Annotated in this window: 21 protein-coding genes and 1 pseudogene; 19 read left to right on the top strand and 3 right to left on the bottom strand. The window is 58.3% G+C overall.

Translation table 11 applies throughout. From position 1 onward, the window contains the following. The first annotated feature begins 44 nt into the window (after positions 1 to 44). Both NO978_RS17820 and gdhB read left to right on the top strand, forming a co-directional pair. A complete protein-coding gene (locus NO978_RS17820; RefSeq protein WP_257300909.1) occupies positions 45 to 188 on the top strand; it encodes a rubrerythrin-like domain-containing protein in 144 nt (47 codons plus the stop codon). After that, positions 185 to 1,495, top strand: a complete 1,311-nt coding sequence (gene gdhB, locus NO978_RS17825) for a glutamate dehydrogenase GdhB (RefSeq protein WP_282352304.1) — start codon at positions 185 to 187, stop codon at positions 1,493 to 1,495. The genes NO978_RS17820 and gdhB overlap by 4 nt, the downstream gene beginning before the upstream one ends. A gap of 526 nt (positions 1,496 to 2,021) precedes the next feature. Here gdhB and NO978_RS17830 read toward each other — a convergent pair. Further along, positions 2,022 to 3,467 (bottom strand): amidase, encoded by a 1,446-nt coding sequence (locus tag NO978_RS17830; RefSeq protein ID WP_369684163.1) that lies wholly within the window; start codon positions 3,465 to 3,467, stop codon positions 2,022 to 2,024. A 109-nt stretch (positions 3,468 to 3,576) separates the two neighbouring features. Here NO978_RS17830 and NO978_RS17835 point away from each other — a divergent pair, with 109 nt between their 5' ends. After that, positions 3,577 to 4,428, top strand: coding sequence for a sulfite exporter TauE/SafE family protein (locus NO978_RS17835; protein WP_135822956.1), 852 nt, complete (start codon positions 3,577 to 3,579; stop codon positions 4,426 to 4,428). Position 4,429: 1 nt separating this feature from the next. Next, the gene (locus NO978_RS17840; protein ID WP_257300912.1) at positions 4,430 to 6,865 is read left to right on the top strand and encodes a heavy metal translocating P-type ATPase; all 2,436 of its coding nucleotides are present in this window, start codon (positions 4,430 to 4,432) and stop codon (positions 6,863 to 6,865) included. Positions 6,866 to 6,940: 75 nt separating this feature from the next. On the opposite strand, the gene NO978_RS17845 is transcribed toward NO978_RS17840, so the two are convergent. Continuing rightward, entirely contained in the window at positions 6,941 to 8,215 is a 1,275-nt protein-coding gene (locus NO978_RS17845) for an IS4 family transposase (protein ID WP_135823195.1), read from the bottom strand. A gap of 255 nt (positions 8,216 to 8,470) precedes the next feature. Here NO978_RS17845 and NO978_RS17850 point away from each other — a divergent pair, with 255 nt between their 5' ends. From NO978_RS17850 to NO978_RS17860, 3 genes are all read left to right on the top strand, one after another. Beyond that, positions 8,471 to 8,923, top strand: coding sequence for a helix-turn-helix domain-containing protein (locus NO978_RS17850; protein ID WP_098727617.1), 453 nt, complete (start codon positions 8,471 to 8,473; stop codon positions 8,921 to 8,923). Beyond that, the gene (locus NO978_RS17855) at positions 8,920 to 9,198 is read left to right on the top strand and encodes a hypothetical protein (protein WP_098727616.1); all 279 of its coding nucleotides are present in this window, start codon (positions 8,920 to 8,922) and stop codon (positions 9,196 to 9,198) included. The genes NO978_RS17850 and NO978_RS17855 overlap by 4 nt, the downstream gene beginning before the upstream one ends. A 276-nt stretch (positions 9,199 to 9,474) precedes the next feature. Beyond that, positions 9,475 to 12,060 carry an RND family transporter gene (locus NO978_RS17860; protein WP_115864527.1) on the top strand — a complete coding sequence of 862 codons (2,586 nt, stop codon included), beginning with the start codon at positions 9,475 to 9,477 and terminating at the stop codon, positions 12,058 to 12,060. A 546-nt stretch (positions 12,061 to 12,606) separates the two neighbouring features. On the opposite strand, the gene NO978_RS17865 is transcribed toward NO978_RS17860, so the two are convergent. Further along, the gene (locus tag NO978_RS17865) at positions 12,607 to 14,415 is read right to left on the bottom strand and encodes a multicopper oxidase (protein ID WP_115864528.1); all 1,809 of its coding nucleotides are present in this window, start codon (positions 14,413 to 14,415) and stop codon (positions 12,607 to 12,609) included. Between the two features lie 99 nt (positions 14,416 to 14,514). On the opposite strand from NO978_RS17865, the gene NO978_RS17870 reads away from it, so the two are divergent. The 12 genes and pseudogenes from NO978_RS17870 (at position 14,515) to NO978_RS17925 (ending at position 22,814) form a co-directional block, all read left to right on the top strand. Then, entirely contained in the window at positions 14,515 to 15,054 is a 540-nt protein-coding gene (locus NO978_RS17870) for a plastocyanin/azurin family copper-binding protein (RefSeq protein WP_115864529.1), read from the top strand. 224 nt (positions 15,055 to 15,278) lie between these two features. After that, the gene (locus NO978_RS17875; RefSeq protein WP_135536394.1) at positions 15,279 to 16,253 is read left to right on the top strand and encodes a transcription initiation factor IIB family protein; all 975 of its coding nucleotides are present in this window, start codon (positions 15,279 to 15,281) and stop codon (positions 16,251 to 16,253) included. Between the two features lie 385 nt (positions 16,254 to 16,638). Beyond that, on the top strand, positions 16,639 to 17,016 hold the full coding sequence (locus NO978_RS17880) for a helix-turn-helix domain-containing protein (protein ID WP_135823175.1): 378 nt from the start codon (positions 16,639 to 16,641) through the stop codon (positions 17,014 to 17,016). Next, positions 17,013 to 17,294 (top strand): hypothetical protein, encoded by a 282-nt coding sequence (locus tag NO978_RS17885; RefSeq protein WP_135823174.1) that lies wholly within the window; start codon positions 17,013 to 17,015, stop codon positions 17,292 to 17,294. Before NO978_RS17880 ends, NO978_RS17885 begins: the two co-directional genes overlap by 4 nt. Before the next feature lie 477 nt (positions 17,295 to 17,771). After that, positions 17,772 to 17,980: pseudogene (locus tag NO978_RS17890) on the top strand (hypothetical protein); the annotation flags it as partial. Positions 17,981 to 18,189: 209 nt separating this feature from the next. Then, positions 18,190 to 19,416 (top strand): MFS transporter, encoded by a 1,227-nt coding sequence (locus NO978_RS17895; protein WP_257300913.1) that lies wholly within the window; start codon positions 18,190 to 18,192, stop codon positions 19,414 to 19,416. A 315-nt stretch (positions 19,417 to 19,731) separates the two neighbouring features. Then, positions 19,732 to 20,112 (top strand): hypothetical protein, encoded by a 381-nt coding sequence (locus NO978_RS17900; RefSeq protein ID WP_135823172.1) that lies wholly within the window; start codon positions 19,732 to 19,734, stop codon positions 20,110 to 20,112. Between the two features lie 83 nt (positions 20,113 to 20,195). After that, on the top strand, positions 20,196 to 20,633 hold the full coding sequence (locus NO978_RS17905; RefSeq protein ID WP_006186968.1) for a hypothetical protein: 438 nt from the start codon (positions 20,196 to 20,198) through the stop codon (positions 20,631 to 20,633). A 108-nt stretch (positions 20,634 to 20,741) separates the two neighbouring features. After that, positions 20,742 to 21,233 (top strand): hypothetical protein, encoded by a 492-nt coding sequence (locus tag NO978_RS17910; RefSeq protein ID WP_006186967.1) that lies wholly within the window; start codon positions 20,742 to 20,744, stop codon positions 21,231 to 21,233. Positions 21,234 to 21,338: 105 nt separating this feature from the next. Next, entirely contained in the window at positions 21,339 to 21,740 is a 402-nt protein-coding gene (locus tag NO978_RS17915) for a DUF6166 domain-containing protein (RefSeq protein WP_006186966.1), read from the top strand. A gap of 23 nt (positions 21,741 to 21,763) precedes the next feature. After that, positions 21,764 to 22,042, top strand: coding sequence for a hypothetical protein (locus NO978_RS17920; protein WP_012289570.1), 279 nt, complete (start codon positions 21,764 to 21,766; stop codon positions 22,040 to 22,042). 160 nt (positions 22,043 to 22,202) lie between these two features. Continuing rightward, entirely contained in the window at positions 22,203 to 22,814 is a 612-nt protein-coding gene (locus tag NO978_RS17925; RefSeq protein WP_010890466.1) for an HD family hydrolase, read from the top strand. The last annotated feature ends 100 nt before the right edge of the window (positions 22,815 to 22,914 follow it).

Consider the following 22,914-nt stretch of genomic DNA (forward strand, 5'->3'; position numbering starts at 1 on the left):
TTATAGAGTGCGCCACTCCACCTGGCGGCACTCGTGAACTCACAATGAGAGATGTCGACCCTGAATCAGACGAAGAAACCCCCTACGAGTGCTTCGAATGTGGCAAAATCATCATCGCGGAGGATAGCCCGGGCCAGTGTCCCGACTGTAGCGGTCCGATGCGAAACCGGCGAATGCCGCTCGAATGACCATGGCATCGAAATCTGATAGCACCCGCGACGAGTCAGACGACGAGGCGGCAGATTCGACCGAACCCGAATCGGCGCTCGAAACCGCCCGCCGCCAGTTGTACCATGCTGCTACTCATCTCGATATTGATCAGAACATCGTCGAACGGCTCAAACACCCAAAGAAAGTCCACGAAGTCACTGTTCCTATCGAACGTGACGACGGGACGGTCGAGGTGTTCACGGGCTACCGAGCCCAACACGACAGTGTTAGAGGACCGTATAAAGGGGGGCTCCGGTATCACCCCGAGGTGACGCGGGACGAGTGTGTCGGCCTCGGCATGTGGATGACCTGGAAATGCGCCGTTATGGATCTCCCGTTCGGGGGTGCCAAAGGTGGCGTTGCGGTCAATCCGAAGGAGTTGAGTTCGGCTGAGAAAGAGCGGCTCACCCGACGGTTTGCCCAAGAGATCCGCGGAGCGATCGGCCCGACAGTAGACATTCCCGCGCCAGATATGGGGACAAATCCACAGACGATGGCGTGGTTGATGGACGCCTATTCGATGCAGGAAGGCGAGACCATTCCTGGTGTCGTCACGGGGAAGCCACCTGTCATCGGGGGCAGTAAAGGCCGTGACGAAGCGCCTGGCCGGAGCGTTGCCATCATCGTTCGGGAGGCAATCAAGCACTACGAGAAGGATATTAACGAAGCGAGTGTCGCCATCCAAGGATACGGAAGCGTTGGCTCGAATGCTGCACGGTTACTCGACGACTGGGGAGCGAACATCGTTGCGGTCAGTGACGTCAACGGTGGTGTCTATGACACGAACGGCCTCGATACCCATTCGATTCCATCACACCACGAAGAACCCGAGGCTGTGATGGGTCACGACGCTCCAGAAACCGTCACCAACGCGGAACTGCTTGAACTTGACGTAGACGTTCTCGTGCCTGCCGCCTTAGGGAACGTCCTTACAGCCGAGAACGCCGAGGATGTGCGGGCGGATATCATCGTCGAGGGAGCGAACGGACCAACGACGAGCGCGGCCGATCGTATTTTTACTGAGCGAGGGATACCTGTTATTCCGGATATATTGGCGAATGCCGGTGGCGTCACAGTGAGTTACTTCGAGTGGCTACAAGATATCAATCGCCGTACTTGGTCGTTGGAACGGGTACACGACGAACTCGAAGAAGAAATGTTGACGGCATGGGATGTGGTCAGAGACGAGTTCACCGATGGTGAGGTGACGTGGCGAGATGCTGCCTATATTGTTGCTCTCTCACGAATCGCTGAAGCCCATGAGGCGCGGGGGCTCTGGCCATAAGGAGATGGGTCACCGACCATTCAGACGGATTCGACGGCCAAGTACCCCGCTTGAACGAGGGCTGTTTCGACTGTATCAGCTTGTTAGTCCCGGGGCTCTCCTCGTTACTATCTGCTTTATTGGATACGTTGTCATCGGCTTCAGCTTATCCTTCGTTGGGATCTATGAACCAGCGTACTCCGTGATGGGTTTCACCGACCCATTTTTTACAATCTTGTCATTTCTGACTGGGCTTTTCATCAGTACGATGTCGGGAACGCTCGCGGTGCTCACGCTCCTGCTTAGTCCCAACGATTCGAAGGCTGGTTTCGTTGTCATGGTGAGTTTCATTGCTCTTGGATTTGGGGCCGCTACGATGCGAGTTACATTCGGGGGCGTCCAAGCATGTCTCGCTGAGATAATAAGCAGTCTTCTGTAGAAGTGAAAATATATTTGTGCGATGCAAAAGGGATTAGTTACGACGTTCGCTCTTGAGAACTGCTCAAGAGGGTCCAAACGCTGGGTCTGCTACCGATGGCCGGTCGGTTCACCGCAGAGGATACTGATTCGTCCACGGCCGGCATCGTTCAAGCGCTGCAGCGACGCTCAAAATATCTGCTTCAGCAAACCGCCGGCCAACAATCTGTAATCCAACTGGAAGCCCGTTGTCGGTAATCCCAGCAGGAACTGACGCCACAGGGTGGCCAGTCATATTGAACACCCATGTCAACATCACGTCTGTCGGGACACCAATCACGGATTGACCGTTGATTTCCGTTGGATAGCCGTCGGTGAGATGCTTGCTGAACGGTGGGACGGTAAGAGTGGGTGTCACGAGAACGTCGTAGTCAGTCAGCGCGTCCTGAATGCCATCGTATGCATCAGTCCGTGGCGCGTTCTGTAATCGATTGTCGGCAGCGTCGGTCTCTGTTCCTAATGCGATCGTCGATCGAACCGTGTCTTCGACATCTGCCGTCTCGAAGTCGATGCCGTACCGGTCTTCGATTCGTTGAGCGAATGCACTGAAGAAGACGCCAACCTGCGTGACGTACGCCATCGAGAGCTCTTCATACGACGGGAGCGAGACGTCCACAGTATCGACTGTCGCACCGCCGGCCGCTAGGTCCGTGACGGCAGCATCAACTGTTTCACGCACCGTCGATGCAACTGGTTGTAAATCCAGATTCGGACTGTACGCAACCGATAGCTCAGTAGTCGGCCGGTTAGTGGCCTCGACGTATTCCGTCTCTGGACGGGGCACACTAAATGGGTCTCGGTCGTCATAGCCTGCGAGGACATCGAGTAAGAGAGCTGTGTCCTCAACTGTTCGTGCCATCGGCCCACCCACAAAAAACGGAGAGTGGGTGCCGAATCCGTCGAATGGGATACGTTCGGGAACAAGCCCGAACGTCGGTTTCAGCCCGATGACGTTACAACAGGAGGCTGGGACCCGGAGCGAGCCACCGATATCCGACCCGGTGGCAAGCGGTACTGCACCCGCCGCAAGCGCCGCTGCCGAGCCGCCAGATGAGCCGCCCGCAGAATGATCGGAGTCGAACGGGGTCGGAGTCGCACCAACGAACCGATTCTCTGTCTTAATAGTGTGACCGAGTGCCGGTGTGTTGGTCGTACCGACGATGACGGCACCGGCAGCTTCCAGCCGCTCGACTGTGATGGAATCCTCGTCGGCAACGTTATCGGCCAATGGAGCGAGTCCCATCGTATTCTTGACACCCTCTTTCCGGCTCCGAAGATCTTTGATTGCGACTGGCACACCGTGGAGTGGGCCGAGGTCTTCTCCACGGGCCGCTGCAGCGTCGGCGGCGTGAGCACGCTCCCGTGCCGATTTCTCAGTGATCGTGATGAACGCGTTCAAATCATCGATTGCTCCGATACGCTCTAGGGTTGACTCGAGGAGGGTTAGCGCAGACACACATCCAGTACGGGCTTCAGACGCAAGTTCCCGTGCCGATCGCTGCATGAATTCGGGCATATCTAATGAACATTCGGGCTGTGTGTTCCTATTTATTCTCATCAGTGACCTTCGAAGTCACGGCCCGAACCGAAACCAACTACACAGGACGGGTGGTATACTCTAATCTATGCTGGCTTTGCCAGCCGTGAGTATGATCTCGGCAGTCCTAGTACAACTGAGTGAGATCGGCATCGCGAGTGGCTACGGACTGGTGGTGTTTTTTCTGATTGGCCTCCTCGGCGGTGCACACTGTATTGGAATGTGCGGCCCGCTTGTTGCAACCTACGCCGAGCGTATGGAAACCGACGACCGCTGGTCTGGCGCACTCACTCTCTATGAAGTGCGACAGCACACGCTGTTCAACCTCGGCCGGACGATGAGCTACGCCCTCATCGGGGCTGTCTTCGGGGCTGCTGGCGCGCTGCTCTATGGGACGATCGGGCTCGCCGGGATTCTCGGGCCAGTCCAGGGTGTCGTCGGCATCTGCATCGGCGTGGCAATCCTCGGGATGGGAATCACCCGATTGGCCGGCTACCAACAAGGAGCCGTCGAAGGTGTGATTGCCGATACTGGTATCGGATCAATATTCGCGCGAACTTACACAGTGATCTCGACACGGATCGACCGCTGGGTCAACGGCATCGGCATCGTCGGGCTTGGCGCGCTTCATGGATTGTTGCCGTGTATGCTGCTCTATCCCGCATTCCTGTATGCGTTCGCACAGGGCTCGCCTGTATATGGTCTCCTCTCGCTCGCCGCGCTTGGGCTCGGGACGATTCCTAGCGTGTTCCTCTACGGAACGGTGATCCAGTCAGTAAGCGCCCGCCAGCGACAGGTGGTCCACTATGGACTCGGTGTGTTGTTCATTGGGCTCGGATACGTCCTATTAGCGATGGGGCTCATGCGGTTTGGCGTCGTGCTCCCGTTGCCCGATATCCCGTACTATCAACCAATCTCCGGCTCGGAGGCGGTTGCGTAACATGTCCACCTGTACACTCTGTGACCTCCCTGTCGAAGACCCAATCATCGACGTGGCCATCGACGGCGAGTTCTGCTGTCGGGGCTGTCTAGAGGTCGCACGCCTGGTTGACAACGGTGAGGACGTCGACCTCTCCATTACGGCCGTCCGTGACCGTGTCGCGGCCGAGGATTCCCAACCCGATGTCCCCGAGGGCGCCGAAACGGCCTACCTCTCGATCGACGGTATGCACTGTCAGACCTGCGAAGGATTCATCGAACTCCTTGCCGAGGAAGAGGACGGTGTTCACGAGGCGCGTGCGAGCTACGCCACTGAAATGGCGCAGGTGGTGTACGATCCTGCCCAGATCGACCGTAACGCGATCTCCGCTGCACTCAGTCGACTGGGCTATCAGGCCCACGGTCCCGACGAGGAAAACGACTCGCTGCGTTCGCGCGTCGAGTTCGGCAAATACCGTGCAGTGCTCGCGGCGGTACTGATGATGCCCGTGTTGATTCTCTACGTCCTGTTCATCTATCCGGTATACCTCGGCATCTATCCCGAGAGCTTTCTCTACGGAAGTACCGTTGAGGAAATGGTGTTCGGGCCGCTAGCTGTCTGGAGTACGCTCATCGTTATTGGGCTTGGATACCCTGTCTTCCGCGGGGCCTACGTGAGCCTGAAAGTCGGTCGCCCGAACATGGACGTGTTGATCGCCATCGCGGTGCTCGCAGCGTATCTCTACTCGCTGGCCACCTACCTCACGGGCGGGCGTGACCCGTACTTCGACGTCGCAGTGATGGTACTCGCGATCGTCACCATCGGCAACCATCTCGAGTCACGGGTCAAACACGCTGCGCTCGGCAATCGTGCGGATCTCACGGATTCACGCGTCGATGACGCCCGCCGACTCGACGACGACAGCGAGGCCACCGAAACTATCGACATTGCAGCGTGTGAGCCTGGCGATCAGCTGTTAGTCAAACCTGGCGAACGGATCCCAGTCGACGGCCAGATCATCGACGGGACTGCCGCGATCGATGAGGCACTCATCACGGGTGAATCTCTCCCGCAACGCAAATCCGTCGGGGACGACGTACTCGGCGGGTCGATCCCTACTGACAATGCGGTTGTCGTCGAAGTTGGTCCGGAAAACACCAGTACGATGGATCGCCTCGTCGAACTCCTCTGGAACGTCAAGAGTTCTGCGACGGGCGTCCAGCATATGGTCAACCGTTTTGCGGTGCTGTTCGTCCCGCTCGTACTCGGGCTTGCCGCGCTGACTGCGACTGGCTGGTTCGTCCTTGGCAACGACCTAAACACAGCTATAATGGCCGGTGTCTCCGTGCTAGTGGTCTCGTGTCCGTGTTCGCTCGGGATCGCGACCCCGCTTGCTCTCGCGGCGGCCACCCGCGATGCCACCGACAATCGGATGCTCGTTCTCAACGAGACAGTGCTTGAGCGGATCGACGACTCCGCAGTCGTTGTGTTCGACAAGACTGGGACGCTCACCACTGGGGAGATGGAACTTGTGGACATCGCTGGCGACGATCCTGACGAAGTGCTTGAGATGGCGGCCGCCGTCGAACGTCGGTCAAGCCACCCCATCGCCGCTGCGATCGACGATGCCGCCCCGCCGACCACGCGCTCGGTGTCGAGCTTCGAGAGCGCCGACCGTACCGTGTCAGCGCTCGTCGACGATACCCGCGTAGTTATCGGCCATCCAGACTCCTTCGATGCTGACGAGTGGACGATTCCCGCGGAGATCGAGGCAGCCGTCACGGACGCCTACGAGTCGGGCACTCATCCCACGGCGGTTGCCTGGGAGGGTGTCGTCCGAGGAGTCGTTACAGTCCGAGATACGCCGCGAGAGAACTGGGAACACGTGGTTTCCGAGCTCGCGGACGCGGACCGAGAAATCGTCGTGTTGACTGGCGACGACGAGCGGATGACCGAGACGTTTGCGAACCATCCCGCAGTTGATCACGTATTCGCAGGCGTGCGCCCCGAGTCGAAGGAAGTGATCGTCCAAGGACTCCGCGAACGCGGGACGACGACAATGATCGGCGACGGAACGAACGACGCGCCCGCACTCGCCAGCGCCGACCTCGGGATCGCGGTCTCAAGCGGCACCGATCTGGCGATCGAGGCGGCCGACGCGGTGGTGCTGGACGACCGTCTCGACGCCGTTCCCGAGGTCTTCGAGCTGGCAAGTGAAACTCGAGGCCGAATCAAACAGAATCTCGTCTGGGCGGCTGGCTACAACGCGATTGCGCTCCCATTGGCAATGACTGGCGTGATCACGCCGTTGATCGCCGCCGTTATGATGGCGATCAGTAGTCTCATTGTCGTCTTTAACTCGAAGCGCCGACTGCTTTCGACGAACGGAGATCATTCGGCTGAGACCGACTCTAGCGAACGCAGCGATCGACTCGGACCTCCCGCACACTCGGACTGAGCGATCGAACGCAAGCATCGTCCGTAACCATCCTGCTACGCTTTATGTATAATAACTGCCGCCATTCGTCTTTAGCTAAGACTCACACCTCGGTTGCGTAGTGGTAGCGAGCGTCTCTTGTAGGATCGGTCGTTGTTGGTGGATCTTCTGTGCATCTTCGATCAGCCGCTCCAACAGCGGCGGTGGCGAGTAGCCGAGATATTCGCCGAGTTCGTGGAGGATGAGCTGGGCGTGCGACCGGAAGGTCGCCGCCCAGCGTTCCGGCGGGAACACGATCTCATCGTCGGCCTGCTCGGTGACCAGATCCAACAGCTCACGACTCACCAGCAGCGACAGCAACGCCGCGTACAACAGAATTTTCACGACATCCGGATCGCTCGTGTCGAACTCGTCCAACTCGTACTGCGTCTTCAACTCACGAAACAGGGTTTCTACCTCCCACCGGCACCGATACAGCGTTGCGAGATCCGCCGGGAGAAACTCATTTCGCGGCAGATTCGTGATGTACAGATGGTAGTCGTCGGCGTCCTCGTCGCGGACGCCGACGACGCGGAACCGCTTCGTGTCCAGCGAGCGCGTTCCCTCGTACTGTCCCCGCTTGAACTCCGCTTCGACCTCCACGTCGATGTACTGTCGGTGCAGATCGTCAACGACATCCTGGATCTGTTCACCCACCAAGGGCCTGGCGCGGCCGCGCCAGGCCCGTAACTCCTCCGTTATCACCGGATTCGCGTTCTCTTTCAGCCGACTCACGAAGTAGCCGTCGTTCTCGTCGATCAACGCAAAGCGACGGTACTTGAAGTACGCCAGATCGAGCAGAACTAGCCGTCCGTGCAGCCACGAACCCGTCTTGAACAGCGTGCTGTCGTGCGTTTTCTCGTCGGTCACGTCGATCCGTTCAATCGTCTCGTCGGTGGCATTGTGGAGCAGGTGGAGCTTCGCTCCAGCCTGCTCCTCGTGACGGGCTTGGAACTCCTCAGAGAGGAACTCGTGCAACCGCAACACGGTTCCGTCAGCGATCATCACGTCCCTGAATCGGTCGATATCAGCGTCAACAGCGTCGGGAACAGCGACCTCGTCGAGGCCGTGCTCGACGAGGTCGCGGAGGTACTCCGCGAGTGTCGGCGTCAACCGGTGATAGAAACCGCCTGGTGAGATCGTCTCATCAGCGGTCGAGTTGTAGCTCCGTCTGAACCCAGCGAGTGTTCGGCTCTCGCCTGCGGCGAAGCCGAACACGAGCGCCCACACGAGGACTGGAACCTGAAGCTTCCCTTCACGCTCGACCACGCCGAGTTCCTCGGCGTGCTCTTCGAGGAACTCGGAGGGAAACAATGTAGTGAGCCGACGCATGATTCTCGATGAGGAGGCTTTGGTGTGCACAGCCGTCGCCTCCTCATTCCTCTCGAAAAGAAGCCTCGATAAGCCGCCGCTGTCTCGTGGTTCTCCTCTTAGCTAAAGACGGATGCCCAACTACGTATCGGACGTTCTGCTAGTCCAACGATCTGGGAACACCCGATACCCCTATACACCCATAGTCGTAAGACAGAGCTAACTGACAGCGTACCCGTCTCGGAGTCGAGACGACCTGGAGAATGCGATATTCGAATGACTGAGGAATTCATCGACCCAAACCGGCTCTCGCTCATCCCATCACGGTCGAACGCGACTCAGACAGCCACCAATATGGTGCAGGATCCCTCGACGGATGACGACGATCCGCCCGTTTCAGCAGTCCTTCAATCGCTCGAAGACAGTAAATGCAGAGCGATACTCACGACATTGACCGAGCCGAAATCCGCAACCACACTCTGCAACGAATGCGAGTTGCCGAGTTCGACAGTGTATCGCAAACTTGAGCGACTCCGTGAGGCCGCTCTCGTCAAAGAGTACACTGAAGTCCGCCGTGACGGACCGAACGCCACGTTGTACGAACGGGATTTCGCGGATATCTCGATCAGCATCGACGACGACGAATTCACCGTCTCCGTCGAACGACCAGACGAGGATGCCGAGGACCGTATGGCGACGTTCTGGTCCGAGATGAAGAAAGAATCATGACGGACAGTATTATCATCCTGCTCGGCATCGTCAAAATCGCTGCATTAGTCCTCGGGGGTATCGTCTCCCTGTTAGCGTATCGAGCCTATCAACGAACGCAGATCGAGGGACTCCAGTACTTCGCAGTGGGTCTCATGGTCATCACCATCGGGACGTTTCTGGTCGGGATCCTCCACCACATCTTCGGCATTCCGAGCGTCCAGGGAATGCTCTTTGAGAGCCTCATCGCTTGTGGCGGTTTCCTCGTCATGATATACGGACTCTACGGTCAGTAGCCGCGGCTACTCGATCGGTTGGAACCACTCAGAGACTATTCCATCCAGCCCACCCACGCCGTCTGTTTCATTCAGAGTGGCCTGTTCAGTTGTCTAGTTACGAAATCGTTTCCAGAGAGTAACCGAACTTCGCGGTTGTCCCACGTTGTGGGAGACCTCCATCGTTCCATATGAGGCACACACGGAGAGTGTGACAATGAACGAGTCGAATACACCAGTCCGTCAGCCAACCTCAACGCCACAGCCCACGCGAATACGAAGCGGTGTCGGTGACCAATGAAACGGAATTTGCCGTCTCGATACGCGGACGCGCTCGTCTCGCGGAGCAAACTCATCATCGTCCTGTTGCTCGTCCTCACGGCGATCGTCGGCGCTGGCGCGGTGGTCGGCACCAGTGAAGACGGTGCGATCGGTCAGGCAGGCATCGACTCCGAGGAACAGGTAGCACTCGAGGAGATCGAATCGACGTACGGAACGGACGATGCGGTGGTCACACAGATCGTCGTCAAAGACGAAGGTGGAGACGTCCTCACCCGCGAGTCGTTACTGCAGAGCCTCCGACTCCAGCAGGAGATACGGGAAACCGAAGCCATCAATACGACGCTCCGAGCGGAGTCGGGGCTCCGCGGTCTCGAGAACATCGTGGCGACTGCGGCCTACTTCGAAGCCCGAACGGCTGGGAGCGGGACAAACGACACAGCCTCCACCGGTCGGAACGGGCAGCCACCAGCGCCGACACTCGACCAACAGATCGAGGCGCTCGAATCACGCTCAGACGAGGAGGTTGATGCACTACTCACTCGACTACTCAATTCGGATTCGACCGCCCCTGACCGTGACCCGACCACATTCCTGCCGTCGGACTACGAACCCGGCGCAACGAGCGCCGACGCGAGACTGACACTCGTCTTCCAATCCGACAACAGTGGCGGCGCTAGCGGAACGCCCCAGGAGGCGTCCGATGCGCAAGTGGCTATCGCCTCCCTGGTCGACGAGCGCTTCGACGACGCCGACGCGTTCGTCTTCGGACAGGGCATCATCGACGAGGCGTCCTCGCAGGCCATCGGCGACAGCTTCCTCATCATCACCCCCGTCGCTCTCGTCCTCCTGCTCGTCGTCCTCGGTATCGCGTACCGCGACGTGGTCGACGTGCTCGTCAGCCTGTTCGGGATCGGCATAGTGATGGTGTGGCTCCAGGGTATCCAGGGCTGGCTCGGAATCCCGTCCAGTTCGATACTCATCGCCGTCCCGTTCCTGCTCGTCGGGCTGAGTATCGACTACTCGCTCCACGTCGTCATGCGCTATCGCGAGGCGCGAACGGGGGAGCTCGACGCCGATTCCCAGTCCGATGGCCGACGTGACCCGACCACTGCGATGCGGGTGGGGGTCGCCGGTGTCGTCGTTGCGCTGGCCGCTGCCGCGTTCTCGACCGGCATTGGCTTCTTCTCGAACTACGTCAGCCCGCTCGGGTCGATACAGGACTTCGCGCTCCTGAGCGCGGTCGGCATCGTCGCGATGTTCGTCGTCTTCGTGGCACTCGTCCCGGCCGTCAAACTCGAAGTTGAACGACTCCTCGCTCGACTCGGGCGTGACCGCCAGCAGTCAGCGTTCGGGGTCGGCTCAGGGCCGATTCGCCGTGTGCTCTCGGGTACTGCGACTCTCTCTCGACGCGCACCGATCGCTATTCTCGTCGTCTCACTGTTGTTGGCTTCGGCAGGTGCTTACGGTGCGACGGGCCTGGATACGGAGTTCAATCAGGCGGATTTCCTGCCGGAGGATGCCCCAGAGTGGATGGAGTCGCTTCCGGAACCGTTCGCCCCCGCTGAGTACGACGTCCGAGAGGATCTCTCGTACCTGAGCGACAACTTCCGTCAACGCGGGCAGGGTTCGGAGGCCCAGATACTGATACGCGGGAACGTGACCGCGCCGGCAGTGCTCACTGCAACCGACAATACGTCTCAGTATTCGAGTCGAAATGGAACGATCGCCATGCAGTCGGACGGCACGGCCGCTGTCGAGAGTCCGGCGACTGTCCTCCGGTCTGTCGCCGCCGGGAATCAGACGGTCGCCGCCGCGATTGACGCGCGAGACTCGGATGGTGATGGCCTCCCGGACGAGGACGTCGCGTCTGTCTACGACCTCGTGTACGGCGCCGCTCCCGACCGGGCGTCGACAGTCCTCTATCGTACCGAGAACGGGTCGTATGCGACAGCCAGGTCACTCGTCGGTGTGCAGACCGACGCGGCCGCCCAATCGATCGCCACCGACGTGCGGCAGGTCGCCACAGGCATCGAGGGGAACGCACCGGTGACAGCCGTTGCGACGGGTGGGCCGATCATCACTGCTGTCGTCCAGAGCGCCCTGTTCGAGACGCTCGTCGAAGGATTCGCCGTAACGCTGGGTGTCATCCTGGCGTTTCTCCTTGGCCTGTACTGGTGGCGGTACCGCGCGCCAGGGCTCGCGGTCGTGGTGCTCGTCCCCGTCCTCCTCGCGCTTGCGTGGTTGCTCGGCACGATGGCACTGCTCGACATCCCGTTCAACAGCGAGACTGTCGTCATCACGAGTTTGGCGATCGGGCTCGGCGTCGACTACAGCATCCACCTCGGTGAACGATTCGTCGACGAGCGTGAGCGCCGAGCGTCGCTCGACGAGTCGCTGGTGGCGGCAGTCACAGGGACTGGCGGTGCGTTGCTGGGGAGTGCAGCGACGACGGCTGCGGGCTTTGGCGTCCTCGCACTCGCGCTCTCCCCGCCGCTCCACCGCTTCGGCCTCGTGACTGGGTTGAGTATCGTCTTCGCGTTCGTGAGCTGTGTCACCGTGTTACCGTCTCTCCTCGTAGTCCGAGAACGATACCTCAGCTGAAAATAGCCGCAATAGAGTCACAATGGAACCGGTGATTCATTCGCTATGTACCGCCTGACGGCGTCCTCGTGTCTCCAGACCACAAATCGGTTCAGGTACAGCCGAGTGAGCTCTGGTGACCCAAGCGACGACGACCTGCGCACGTACAATAGGTTGTTCTACGCCGAAAATCGGCGGAGGCGTACACATGGACCCACGAAACACACCTGGTTATCGGATGCACCGCACGCTCAGCAATCTCATTGATATCGACGTCGATGAATTGGATCCCGCCAATCGGGAGCGAATCGACGCAGCGATGAGAATCCTGGAGCAAGTGAATCTCCTTACTTGACCAGCCGCCACGGGGGACGTTGGCGGCCACGTAGTATCCTGATACACGACCCTCGAGGAGCGGTTCTTCCTGGTTCGTCTCAGGATATGTTTGTTATCCCCTGAAGGAGGTGAGGAGCAGGGGAACGTCCCCAGGTACAACTCATGCCAACACTCCAAGCAGCGACGATGTCGACGTCGTTCCGAACATCGACCTCCGGTACGTGATCGCGTTCAGGATCCGTCATCGTTATCACCGCCAGAATACGGCAGTACTCTGAAGGGCCGCATCATGTCGTGGTCCTCGTGTTCGAGCATGTGACAGTGCCACATGTACCAGCCGGTCTGGTCGTTGAATAGGCCCTCAAACCCGCCGAAGTGAACGATCACGTGAGTTACCTCCCCCGGATTCGCCGTGACGACGTCGTTCCAGCCCATTTCTTCCGGTGCGGGGGGTTCAAGCGACTCGATATCGATCGTCTCCGCCTCGGGGTCGTACTCACTGTACGGCTGTCGCCCAAGCACCTGGAAGTGCACGAGATGCATATGCATCGGGTGAGACATTCCCGTCAGGTTCGCGAAGCTCCAGATTTCCGTGTCGTTGAGGGTGGGCTCCTCAGTAACCGGATCGTACAGTTTGTGGGGCGATGACTCCGCTTCCGAACCCAAGAGGTGCAAGGGTCGTCCGTACTCGTCGGAACTCATGGTCATCGGGAGGTACCGTTCCTCGTCGACCGAGTCGACGGGGATTTCTGGCACTTCCGCCAACGTACTCGGAACCTGGCTCGGATCGTCGACGTCATCGGCGGCGACATCGACAAGCATCACGTCCGGTAGCGGCTGTTGTTCTCCGGTATTAATGTCCGGGCCACGGTAAGGTGCCGCGGCGTCGTTGTGCACCAGGAGCGTCTGTCCGGCGTAGTCCGAGAAATCAACGACGACATCGGCACGTTTGCCCGTACCGATCTCCAGACGGTCCTCGATCGTGACCGGTGAGGCCAGCAGACCACCATCGTTTCCGACGAGGGTGAACGGCGGCCCGCCCGCTCCGGTCGTTCCGTCCGACTCGTTGTACTCGAACAGCTTGAGGTTGTAGAACCGACAGTTCGACCCATTGAGGATCCGAAATCGGTACTTCCTCGGGTCGACTGAAAGCCGAGGCCAAGCCTTCCCATTGACGACGGACGTGTCACCGAAGAACTGCGAGACGATGCTCGGGTTGGGGTTCGGCGAGTCGCTGTCCGTCCCGGAGCGGGCGGTCGGGTAGAACAACGATCCGTCGTCGTTGAAGCTGCGGTCCTGGAGCACCAGTGGGATCTCGTACTCGCCCGACGGTAGACCAAGTGACTCCTCTCGGTCGTTCCGGAGGAGATAGAGTCCGGCAAGACCGGCGTAGACGTTCAACCGAGTAATTCCGAGCGAGTGGTCGTGATACCAGAGCGTGGCCGGGGGCTGGTCGTTTACGTAGTAGTAGTCTTTTTTCTTGAACTTCGGGCCGGTTTGCTCGAAGTCCCGCGTGAACCACGCTGTCGGCTTGCCGTCGCTCGTGTGCTCGACGTTCCCGCCGTGAAGGTGGGTCACGACCCGTACTCCGGTACTGTCGTAGGGAATCTTGCTACTGTGAATCGTCTCATCCACCGGCAGGAGATGTTCGTTCGGTAACTTGTTCATCCAGCGCACATAGACTGGTTCGCCCTGCTGTGCTTCGATCGTCGGCCCCGGGTATTGGCCGTCGTACCCCCAGACAGTCGTCGGTGGAAGGTTAGGATGAATCTTCTGCTCAATCTCGCGCATTTCAACCTCGTAATAGGGGTTCCCGTCCTTCTCCCCAACTGGTTCCAGGACACCTGGCCGAGGGACTTCGGCAAGCCACTTTTCAATCTCAGGCGACGAATGCTCGCCTGAGAGTGACTGCGACGGAGTCTCAGTTCTTCCAGTCGGGGCTACACACCCTGCGAGACTCAGCGCGCCAGTACTGCCCGTCGCCGCAATGAATTCACGCCGCGATAGGCCGGTCCCGGGCGCTCCAAGATGGTCCCTCATGTATAGAACTTCGTGCGCAGTGACAGTCAGTCGACGGCGGAATCCCGACCGGTGGGAATCCGCCAAAGTGGTCTATCAGTGGCGTTCCAATGGTCGGGTATGGAACGTCGACAGGTCCTGAAAGCAGGTGGAGTCGCCGCAACCGCAGGTCTCACCGGGCTCGCTGGCTGTAGCAGCTCGAACCCCGACGAAAGCGGTGAGACGGATACTCCATCGAACGGAGACACAACGACAATTCTGATGGTCACGGAGGGAAGCGACTATTACTTCGACCCGATCGGGCTCTTCGTCGAATCCGGCGAAACGATCACGTTCGAGATCGATAGCGGCAGCCACTCTGCGACAGCATACAAGAAGGGGAATGGACAGGCGTCAGTCACGCGCATCCCGGACGGTGCCGAGGCGTTCGACAGTGGGATACTCAGCGAACAAGGTGCTACCTTCGAACACACTTTCGAGACAGCAGGTACGCACGACTACTACTGTACCCCCCACAAGAGCCTCGACATGGTCGGCCGCATCGTGGTTGGAGAGCCCGGAGGCCCCGCTGAGGGGAGTATGCCGCCGGACGGAGACGTCCCTGAGAGTCAAACGATCGTCGACCAGGGAGCGGTTTCGTACAGCGACTTTTCTGGGTGACGCTCCACCCGCAGCTGTTAGCTGGTCGGTTCGTAACCTTAGTATCCCAATCAGAGACAACTATATTTCCGACACCGCGAATCTTAGTTTGTGCTCAATAAACCAGATTGCCGGATTCCCATATGTTGGGATTCCGCCCGGTATTCTTGGGAGTGTCGACTCACAGCTACGCTAGAGACACCCACTCAGATTGATCGAGAGACGATATCTGGAATCTGGTACTCATGCCCAACACGACACTCAACATCGAAGACAACCATACAAGTGAACAGCAATCAACCTCCGAGTCCCAGTCGAGAGTATCATGTCCGGAGTGTGATGGTCGGGTCGTTCACGATGATGAGCACGGGGAGACAACTTGTAAGGAGTGTGGCTTGATTCTCGACGAAGCAGCTATTGACCGCGGTCCGGAATGGCGGGCATTTCATAGTGAAGAACGAGACGAGAAAAGTCGCGTTGGGGCTCCAACAACGCAACTCATGCACGACAAGGGACTCAGTACGACGATCGGTTGGCAAAATAAGGATGCGTCTGGACAGTCGATTTCGGAGCGTAAGCGTGCCCGAGTGCAACGACTTCGAACGTGGGATGAGCGGTTCCGAACGAAGGATGCACACGAACGGAACCTCAAACAAGCACTCGGCGAAATCAGTCGGATGGCATCCGCCCTCGGTGTCTCAAGACCAGTTCGTGAAACCGCTGGGGCCCTTTACCGCCGGGCTGTCGACGAAAACCTCCTTCCAGGCCGATCCATCGAAGGAATGTCGACAGCCGCTCTGTACGCAGCAGCCAGACAACACGGAACGCCACGTCCTTTGTCTGAATTCGCTGAGGTCAGCCGAGTCGAAAAAATCCGCATTCAGCGTGCATATCGGTATGTATCTCGTGAACTCGAGTTGCAGATTGAACCAGCAGATCCTCTCCAATACATCCCTCAATTCGCGTCGGCGCTCGAGGTGAGCGATGAGGCGACACGACAGGCCCGTGAACTACTCACTACCGCAAAGGCGCAGGCTGTTCACAGCGGAAAGAGCCCTGCGGGTCTTGCAGCGGCCGCGCTCTACGCGGCGACTCACTTAACGAATGAACAGTTGACACAGGAGACGGTGAGTAACGCTGCTCACGTGAGTATGGTAACCATTCGGAATCGCTATCAAGAACTGCTCGAAGTCTACGCAGAGAACGGTGACTATGCGTGAAGAGCGATCCAGCGGAGCCATGCGAGAGGGTTCGGACGCCTCCAGTTCAGCGAGGGACGTGATGAGTGAACTCACTCGCGAAACCGAACGGGAGATCCTTGAAATACTCATCGCGGAATCGCCACTGGGTGTCATGGAGATCGCTAAAACTGCTGAGCGCCATCCGATAACGGTGGATCAAACCTGTGCTCGTCTACACGAGAAGGGATATATCCATTCACGCGGCCGAGGACGCTATGAGGTCACTGAGAATGGAGTCAGACAGATTTGAGATGGATGCGATTGATACTCTCGAGGAGCCGATTTCTGTTCCAGACTACGTCCACTCTCCATTGTTTGAGTTGTAATCGGATGCCATATCCCCAATACCGTCCAAAATTAGAGTATGGTGAGCGATCCCGCGTCATCTGAGGACTCTCCATCGTTGCAGAATGTCCTTGATGCGCTGGACGACGCCAACTGTCGAGCTATCCTCCGTGAAACAGCTGAACCCATGACCGCGAACGAACTCATCGACGCCTGTGACATACCCAAATCGACGTTGTACCGGAAACTAGAACTCCTTAGTCGAGCCTCCCTCGTCCGCGAACAGGACACAATCAATCCTGGTGGGGGTCGAACTACGCGATACGAACGAGACTTCGACAATGTGACCATCTCTATGGACGACGAAGACGACTTGTCGGTAGCCGTGAAACGCCCACCACGGAGCCCCGACGAACGCCTCGAAGATATTTGGTCGAAGATGGGGGATGAGTTATGATGTGGACAGGACCGGCCATTGTCGTCGTGAAGACGGTGATCCTGCTGTTGGGGAGCGGTATCACGTATATCGCGTACAAGGCATATCGACGAACAGGCACGCACTCACTGCGAGCGCTCGGAATCGGGTTCGGTGTTATCACGTTCGGCGCGCTGCTCGCAGGAATTGCACATCAAATCCTCTCCGTCTCACTTGAATTGGGAATTCTAATCAATAGCGTCCTTGTTGCGATTGGATTGGCAATCATCATGTACTCACTTTATCTCGAGCGCAGGTAGGACAATACGTACCGAAGCAAAAAAGAGATCACTGTTCTCAATCATTCACCGAACTGAATCGGTCGATACAGCATAACGACATACGGATTCAGTGGCAGCTAGCCGCTTGGCAACGGAACTGCACTAAACGGCTGGAGAATGATAGATACTCACGACGAAACCTGTTATCGAAGTCCATTGCCTGCCGCGTCTCCTGAGTGGACAATAGCGATACGCAGTGAGAACATTGAGAGCAAGTCTCGACCATTAAGAGGCTGGCATCAATCCTGACGCCGGTGAGGAGATCGACAACCATTGGTTTTCCCCTAGAGCAGGTGGGTCTCCTCACTCGACCAGCTGCCACGGGGGACGCCGGCGGCCACGTAGAATCCTACCTTCACGACCAATCGAGCAGCGCTTTGTCCAGCTTCACCATAGAGGAAGAGTTTGTAACCCCTGAAGGGGGTGAGGGGCAGAAGAACCCCCCAGGTACAACTCATGGCAACACTCCAAGCAGCGACGACGTCGACCGGTGCCATCGTGACGGATTCACAGGCAGTCCGTTAGCTCTGTGAGAGCTATTGTTTCGGGACCCTCAACTGGGAGGTGACCGAAGACGGCGAACTCACCATCTGGGGGTACGCCAGCTTCGAGGTGTACGAAGCCCGTGAAGACAGCCCCGCAACTACGAAGGCGAGTGCGTAAGCTTGAAACTCAGCCTGACCAATTCTAGAGAAAGTACGGTACTGTGGGTGTGCAACTGCGTTGGCACGCAGTTTCTGTCAGCCCGTCTGTACGCTGATTGTGAATCTGATAACGCTGACCGTTGCCTCGGCGGTATCTCACTCACGCCCCACTACCGTACACAGCGCTATTCGATGTAGTATCGGCAAGCGAATTTCGAACGACAACATCCATGAGAACAGCTCTATCCAACCCACTCACAGACATCCAGCAATCACAGACAGTCCTCATCATCTTTGCGAGTACGCTCGTGAGTGTGATGGGCGTCTCCCTCATCAGCCCAGCACTGCCGACGATTCAAGCAGCATGGAACATCTCGGCGAGTCAAGCGAGTCTCCTCATCTCGGCATTTACCTTGCCCGGTATCGTTCTCACACCGTTCATCGGTCTCATCGCCGACCGCGTTGGTCGCAAACGTGTGCTCGTCCCTTCGCTATTCTTGTTTGGCGTGAGTGGCATTGCAGTCGTGTTTGTCGACGGATTCACAACGCTTCTCGGTCTCCGCGTCGTGCAGGGAACCGCTGGCAGTGCCATCATGAGTCTCACCGTGACGCTGCTCGGTGACCTGTTCTCGGGGGAACAGCAGAGTCGTCTCATTGGACTGAACGCGGCAATCCTCGCCATCGGCGCGGCTGGCTACCCCTTACTGGGCGGTGGCCTTGCGCTGCTCTCGTGGGCCGCGCCGTTCGTCTGCTTCGCACTCGGTATTGTCGTCGCCGTTGCCGGCTCTGTGATTCTCCCTGAACCCGAGAGTAGCATGGATTCGTCCGGACTCTCGTACGTCGCTAACGCAGCGCAATCGGTACCAACACGGACGGCTCTCGGGTTGTACGTCGCTATTTTCGGCATTTTCTTTGTTCTCTATGGCGCACAGCTCACGGTCGTCCCGTTCATTCTCGACGAATCCTACGGCCTTTCTTCTGGGATGATCGGGCTGTTGCTCGGACTCCCAGCGGTGACGATGGGGGTGACGTCCTCACAGTCGTCCCGTCTCATGCGCCATCTCTCACCCCCGCGGCTCATCACACTCGGTTTTGCGACCTACGGTATCGGGATGACGCTCGCTGCACTCGCCCACTCGATCACCGTCCTTGCCGGCGCACTGTTCCTGTTCGGTATCGGACAGGGATTCGCGGAACCGATCACCGATACAGCACTGAATACACTCGCGCCCGATGCGTTCCGCGGCGGAATCATGAGTATCCGAACGAGCGTGCTTCAGTTCGGAACGACCCTCGGCCCGCCAGTGTTCGTTGCTGTTGCCTCAATTGTGGGCTACACCGATACGCTCCTCATCGCCGGTCTCGCTGCCCTCGCTCTCGGCATCTCTGCGTTCGGCCTTCTCACGCTTTCAGAAACTGGGCAATCAACTCAACGTCGCACATTCACAAATGAGTGATTGATCTGTTCCATGAGCTTGTCTCTATCCCGAGTACGGTTGCCCCGCACCCACGAAAAGAGGGTGTAGATGGCTTCGTTCAGCGAGTGTTCTAGGCCCATATCTGCCCCTCGGAACGTAGGCCAATAGACCGAAGGCCGGTATCACAACAGATCTCGATACGTGCGTGTACTTGCTTGGGAGGTCTTCTAAACGCTTTCCGCACATTCGAGAGGAGCGAATCATCCACCGTCCCGTTCCAGAACCCAGTAACCGCAGTACGTTTGTTACCCCCTGAGGAGTGCGGGGGTAGGAAAGCGCCCTCGAGTACAACCTATGGCACCACTCCAAGCAGCGACGACGTCGACCGGCACGATTGTATCGGACGCACAAGCAGTCCGTCAGCTCTGTGAGAGCTATTGCTTCGGGACCCTCAACTGGGAGGTAGACGAGGAGGGCGAACTCATCATCTGGGGCTACGATAGCTTCGAGGTGTACGAAGCGCGTGAGAACGGTCTCCCCGATTATGACGGTGGGATCGTGACCCACGAGTTCCTCCGGCAGCTCGCGGAGTACATCGATGGCGACCAGGAACTCGACATCCAGACGGCCGGGTATACGAAGTGTCGATTTCCGGTCCTCGCCAAGCGGTACGTCATCCGCAATGGTGAGGTCCTTCACGCCGATCTGACCGGACTCGACCCGATCGGCGAATAACTGGTGATCATCCCTTGGCAGGTGAAGAGGAGTCGTTTATCGGGGGCTGACGGACTGAGCCCCACGTGGGGCTTCGTGATACCATGTCCGAGCAATCTACTGACGACTCGTTCGAGGACTGTGAGCTAGGCCCCGAGGCAATCCTCGGTACGCAGACGTTCGAAGACGTCCTGTTCACCGAGGAGACAGAGACCCCGGTGAATGTTCTTACTGGCGAGACGCCCGAGCATTCGCAAGCGAGCGTCGACGAAGCTCGGGCCTTTGCCGCCGGGATCGACACCGATACGCCGCAGATCGCGCTGCAAGCATCGGTCGAATCGCAGATCGAAACCGCGAGCAAACCGTACACGGCAGCCGCGTTCTTCCACTTCAAAGCGACTGGAACACTCGCACTCCACCGCGCCTACCACGCAGCGTACGAATCGGCGGCGTTCGCGGTCGATTTCGACGCCGACTACGAAACCGGTGACCTGACGATCACCGTCGAGGAGATCACTGGGTCGGAACGAGACGACGCCTAGCGAGCGCGTATTCCGGCGGTGTTTATCGAGCGCCGGCGATGGGTGCCGGCGCACCAAGCAGTGATGCGGAGCGGAGTCGCGTGCGTCGGCAGACCGAGGTGACAACCGATGCACATGGTCATTTACACGCTAGTTGAGGCATCGACACGAGATGATGCGCTCGCCACCGGAAAGACGGTGTTCGATCGACTCGTCGGCGCCGTGCCACACGCAGGTGCTGTCTTCGATTACTACGTGTGCTTTGACGAGGAGGACACGACGGTCGCTGGAACGGCCCGTTGGGGTGATCTCCCGGTTGCAGCTTCTGTGGAATCCGATGAGGGCGAGGAGCTGCTCGAACGCGGCTGGGAAGCCACGAAAGAGGAGTTTCAGCGGAATCTCGACCGGGTGAAGGAGGCACTCGACGAACACAGCGACGAGGAGATCATGCGCGATGCGGACCTCGCCCGGCACGCATTCCACCAGGTCGGTGCGTACGACGGGCCTTCGGTCTGCCTGTATGACGAACATGGCAGCGGCATCCGGCATCGAGGCCAGTTGGAGCGAATTCTCGACGAGAGTGACGATCTCTGGATTGTGCCGGCGGACATCCACTTCTGAGGGAACAAACCGGCCAGCTGCTCCGTGGTGCAGTGACCGCAGAGCATTTTTTTCGCCCCCTGAGGGGTGCGGGGGTGCTCGAACGAGCACACCTCGAATAGAACGATGAGTGGAACTATCGACTCACAATCAGTCGAACAGACACGCCCGAGAAGTGACCGTGACGTCGTCTACGTCGGCTATCGACAGCGAGGCCGCGCCATCGTGGAGAAACAGCCCGGTCAGGAACGGCTCACTCCAAATCGGAGTCTCGAGTTGGCGAGTCACAGTCCCTCTGGCTTCGAATGGGGATACGGGGGCAGTGGCCCGGCACAACTCGCGCTCGCGCTCCTGCTCGATTACTCCGACGACGAGGAGGTTGCGCTAGCGCAATACACGGAGTTCAAAAACCAGGTCGTAAGCCAGTTGGATTGCACTGGTCCCGGCGGGCGCTGGCGACTCACCGGCAGTGACATCGACGCAGTCCTTCGCGAGACATCCGACGAAGCGGCCGCACCGTCTATCTGAGCACCAATCACTGAGAGTAACATATGTCGGAACACAACCAGCCGTCTCGTGCGGATGTCGAATCGATAGAGAACAGTGAGCGGCCGTCACCAACGGAATACGTCGAACGCAGCGACGTCGGTGTCTCGCTGACCGTGAAGCTCAAGCGCGGAACCGGGACACGAGATGAAGACCAGATCAAAGCCAAGGTGAAAGCGAAAACGCTCGAAGACGCCCGAGAGGACATGGAGATCCTTCGAGCGTACGTTTACAAACTCGCCGAGGACGCCCGCCAAATCCAACCCGAGGAAGAAGACGAGTAAGCAGTCTAGCGGGTCTCACAAAACGATTTGGCAGGCCACAAATTTCGACTCGTTTTGACTGAACTATCTGTTCAATGTGTGTGCGAACTTATTGACTGAGTGTGGGTGCTCGGCGGAATCATCTCGATATTTTGAATTGGCCGCTTGCTGTTTCCCCGATATGATGACAGACGAACTCGGATCCTTGCTCGAATGGTTCGACCTGAAGGACGAACTTCGGACGGGATGGGAACTCCGGAATGTCGACTCGCCTGAATCGGTCGCAGCCCACACGTGGGGGACAGCGGCGCTTTGTCTGCTCTATGCCGACCAAGAAGATGTTGACCGCCAGAAAGCAGTGACGATGGCCCTCATTCACGACCTCGGCGAAGCTCGCACGGGCGATATTGCAACCCGTGCGGAGGACGGACGCCAGACCATTCCCACGTCCGAGAAAGAGACGGCTGAACGGAGCGCGGTAACCGATCTCGTCGGGCCCTTCAACGATTCCGAACTGCTGTCGCTCTGGGAAGAGTACGAAGCCCGTGACACCCCGACGGCACAGTTCGTCAAAGACATGGATCTTGTTGATAATTGTCTCCAGGCGCTCAAGTATGAGCGCCAAAATAGGTACGATGAAGCCGAAACAACTGACCACTTCACCGAGTTCGAGAATCTAGACGAGTTCTTTGCTACCGCCGCGCCACGCTTCCAGACAGAATTCGGCCAGGACCTGTTTAAGCAAATCAAATCGGAATACGAAAGCGAAATCGGACGACCTTGCCAACTATGAATTAGTCTTTGTCACTTACAGGTTCCTCGGTCAGTGTACACCCTGTACTGAGCGTTCAGCCTATTCGCCACACGACGCGAAACGAGGATGCACAAACTAC

The sequence above is a fragment of the Haloarchaeobius sp. FL176 genome (genome assembly GCF_024609245.1).
Taxonomy (GTDB): Archaea; Halobacteriota; Halobacteria; order Halobacteriales; family Natrialbaceae; genus Haloarchaeobius.

Coding starts and splice junctions, on each gene's coding strand:
- NO978_RS17910 (WP_006186967.1), top strand. CDS start 20,742: ATGCACATGGTCATTTACACGCTAGTTGAGGCATCGACACGAGATGAT.
- NO978_RS17905 (WP_006186968.1), top strand. CDS start 20,196: ATGTCCGAGCAATCTACTGACGACTCGTTCGAGGACTGTGAGCTAGGC.
- NO978_RS17840 (WP_257300912.1), top strand. CDS start 4,430: ATGTCCACCTGTACACTCTGTGACCTCCCTGTCGAAGACCCAATCATC.
- NO978_RS17830 (WP_369684163.1), bottom strand. CDS start 3,467: ATGCCCGAATTCATGCAGCGATCGGCACGGGAACTTGCGTCTGAAGCC.
- NO978_RS17835 (WP_135822956.1), top strand. CDS start 3,577: ATGCTGGCTTTGCCAGCCGTGAGTATGATCTCGGCAGTCCTAGTACAA.
- NO978_RS17900 (WP_135823172.1), top strand. CDS start 19,732: ATGGCACCACTCCAAGCAGCGACGACGTCGACCGGCACGATTGTATCG.
- gdhB (WP_282352304.1), top strand. CDS start 185: ATGACCATGGCATCGAAATCTGATAGCACCCGCGACGAGTCAGACGAC.
- NO978_RS17915 (WP_006186966.1), top strand. CDS start 21,339: ATGAGTGGAACTATCGACTCACAATCAGTCGAACAGACACGCCCGAGA.
- NO978_RS17920 (WP_012289570.1), top strand. CDS start 21,764: ATGTCGGAACACAACCAGCCGTCTCGTGCGGATGTCGAATCGATAGAG.
- NO978_RS17865 (WP_115864528.1), bottom strand. CDS start 14,415: ATGAGGGACCATCTTGGAGCGCCCGGGACCGGCCTATCGCGGCGTGAA.
- NO978_RS17855 (WP_098727616.1), top strand. CDS start 8,920: ATGACGGACAGTATTATCATCCTGCTCGGCATCGTCAAAATCGCTGCA.
- NO978_RS17925 (WP_010890466.1), top strand. CDS start 22,203: ATGATGACAGACGAACTCGGATCCTTGCTCGAATGGTTCGACCTGAAG.
- NO978_RS17895 (WP_257300913.1), top strand. CDS start 18,190: ATGAGAACAGCTCTATCCAACCCACTCACAGACATCCAGCAATCACAG.
- NO978_RS17860 (WP_115864527.1), top strand. CDS start 9,475: ATGAAACGGAATTTGCCGTCTCGATACGCGGACGCGCTCGTCTCGCGG.
- NO978_RS17875 (WP_135536394.1), top strand. CDS start 15,279: ATGCCCAACACGACACTCAACATCGAAGACAACCATACAAGTGAACAG.
- NO978_RS17870 (WP_115864529.1), top strand. CDS start 14,515: ATGGAACGTCGACAGGTCCTGAAAGCAGGTGGAGTCGCCGCAACCGCA.
- NO978_RS17880 (WP_135823175.1), top strand. CDS start 16,639: ATGGTGAGCGATCCCGCGTCATCTGAGGACTCTCCATCGTTGCAGAAT.
- NO978_RS17850 (WP_098727617.1), top strand. CDS start 8,471: ATGACTGAGGAATTCATCGACCCAAACCGGCTCTCGCTCATCCCATCA.
- NO978_RS17820 (WP_257300909.1), top strand. CDS start 45: ATGAGAGATGTCGACCCTGAATCAGACGAAGAAACCCCCTACGAGTGC.
- NO978_RS17885 (WP_135823174.1), top strand. CDS start 17,013: ATGATGTGGACAGGACCGGCCATTGTCGTCGTGAAGACGGTGATCCTG.
- NO978_RS17845 (WP_135823195.1), bottom strand. CDS start 8,215: ATGCGTCGGCTCACTACATTGTTTCCCTCCGAGTTCCTCGAAGAGCAC.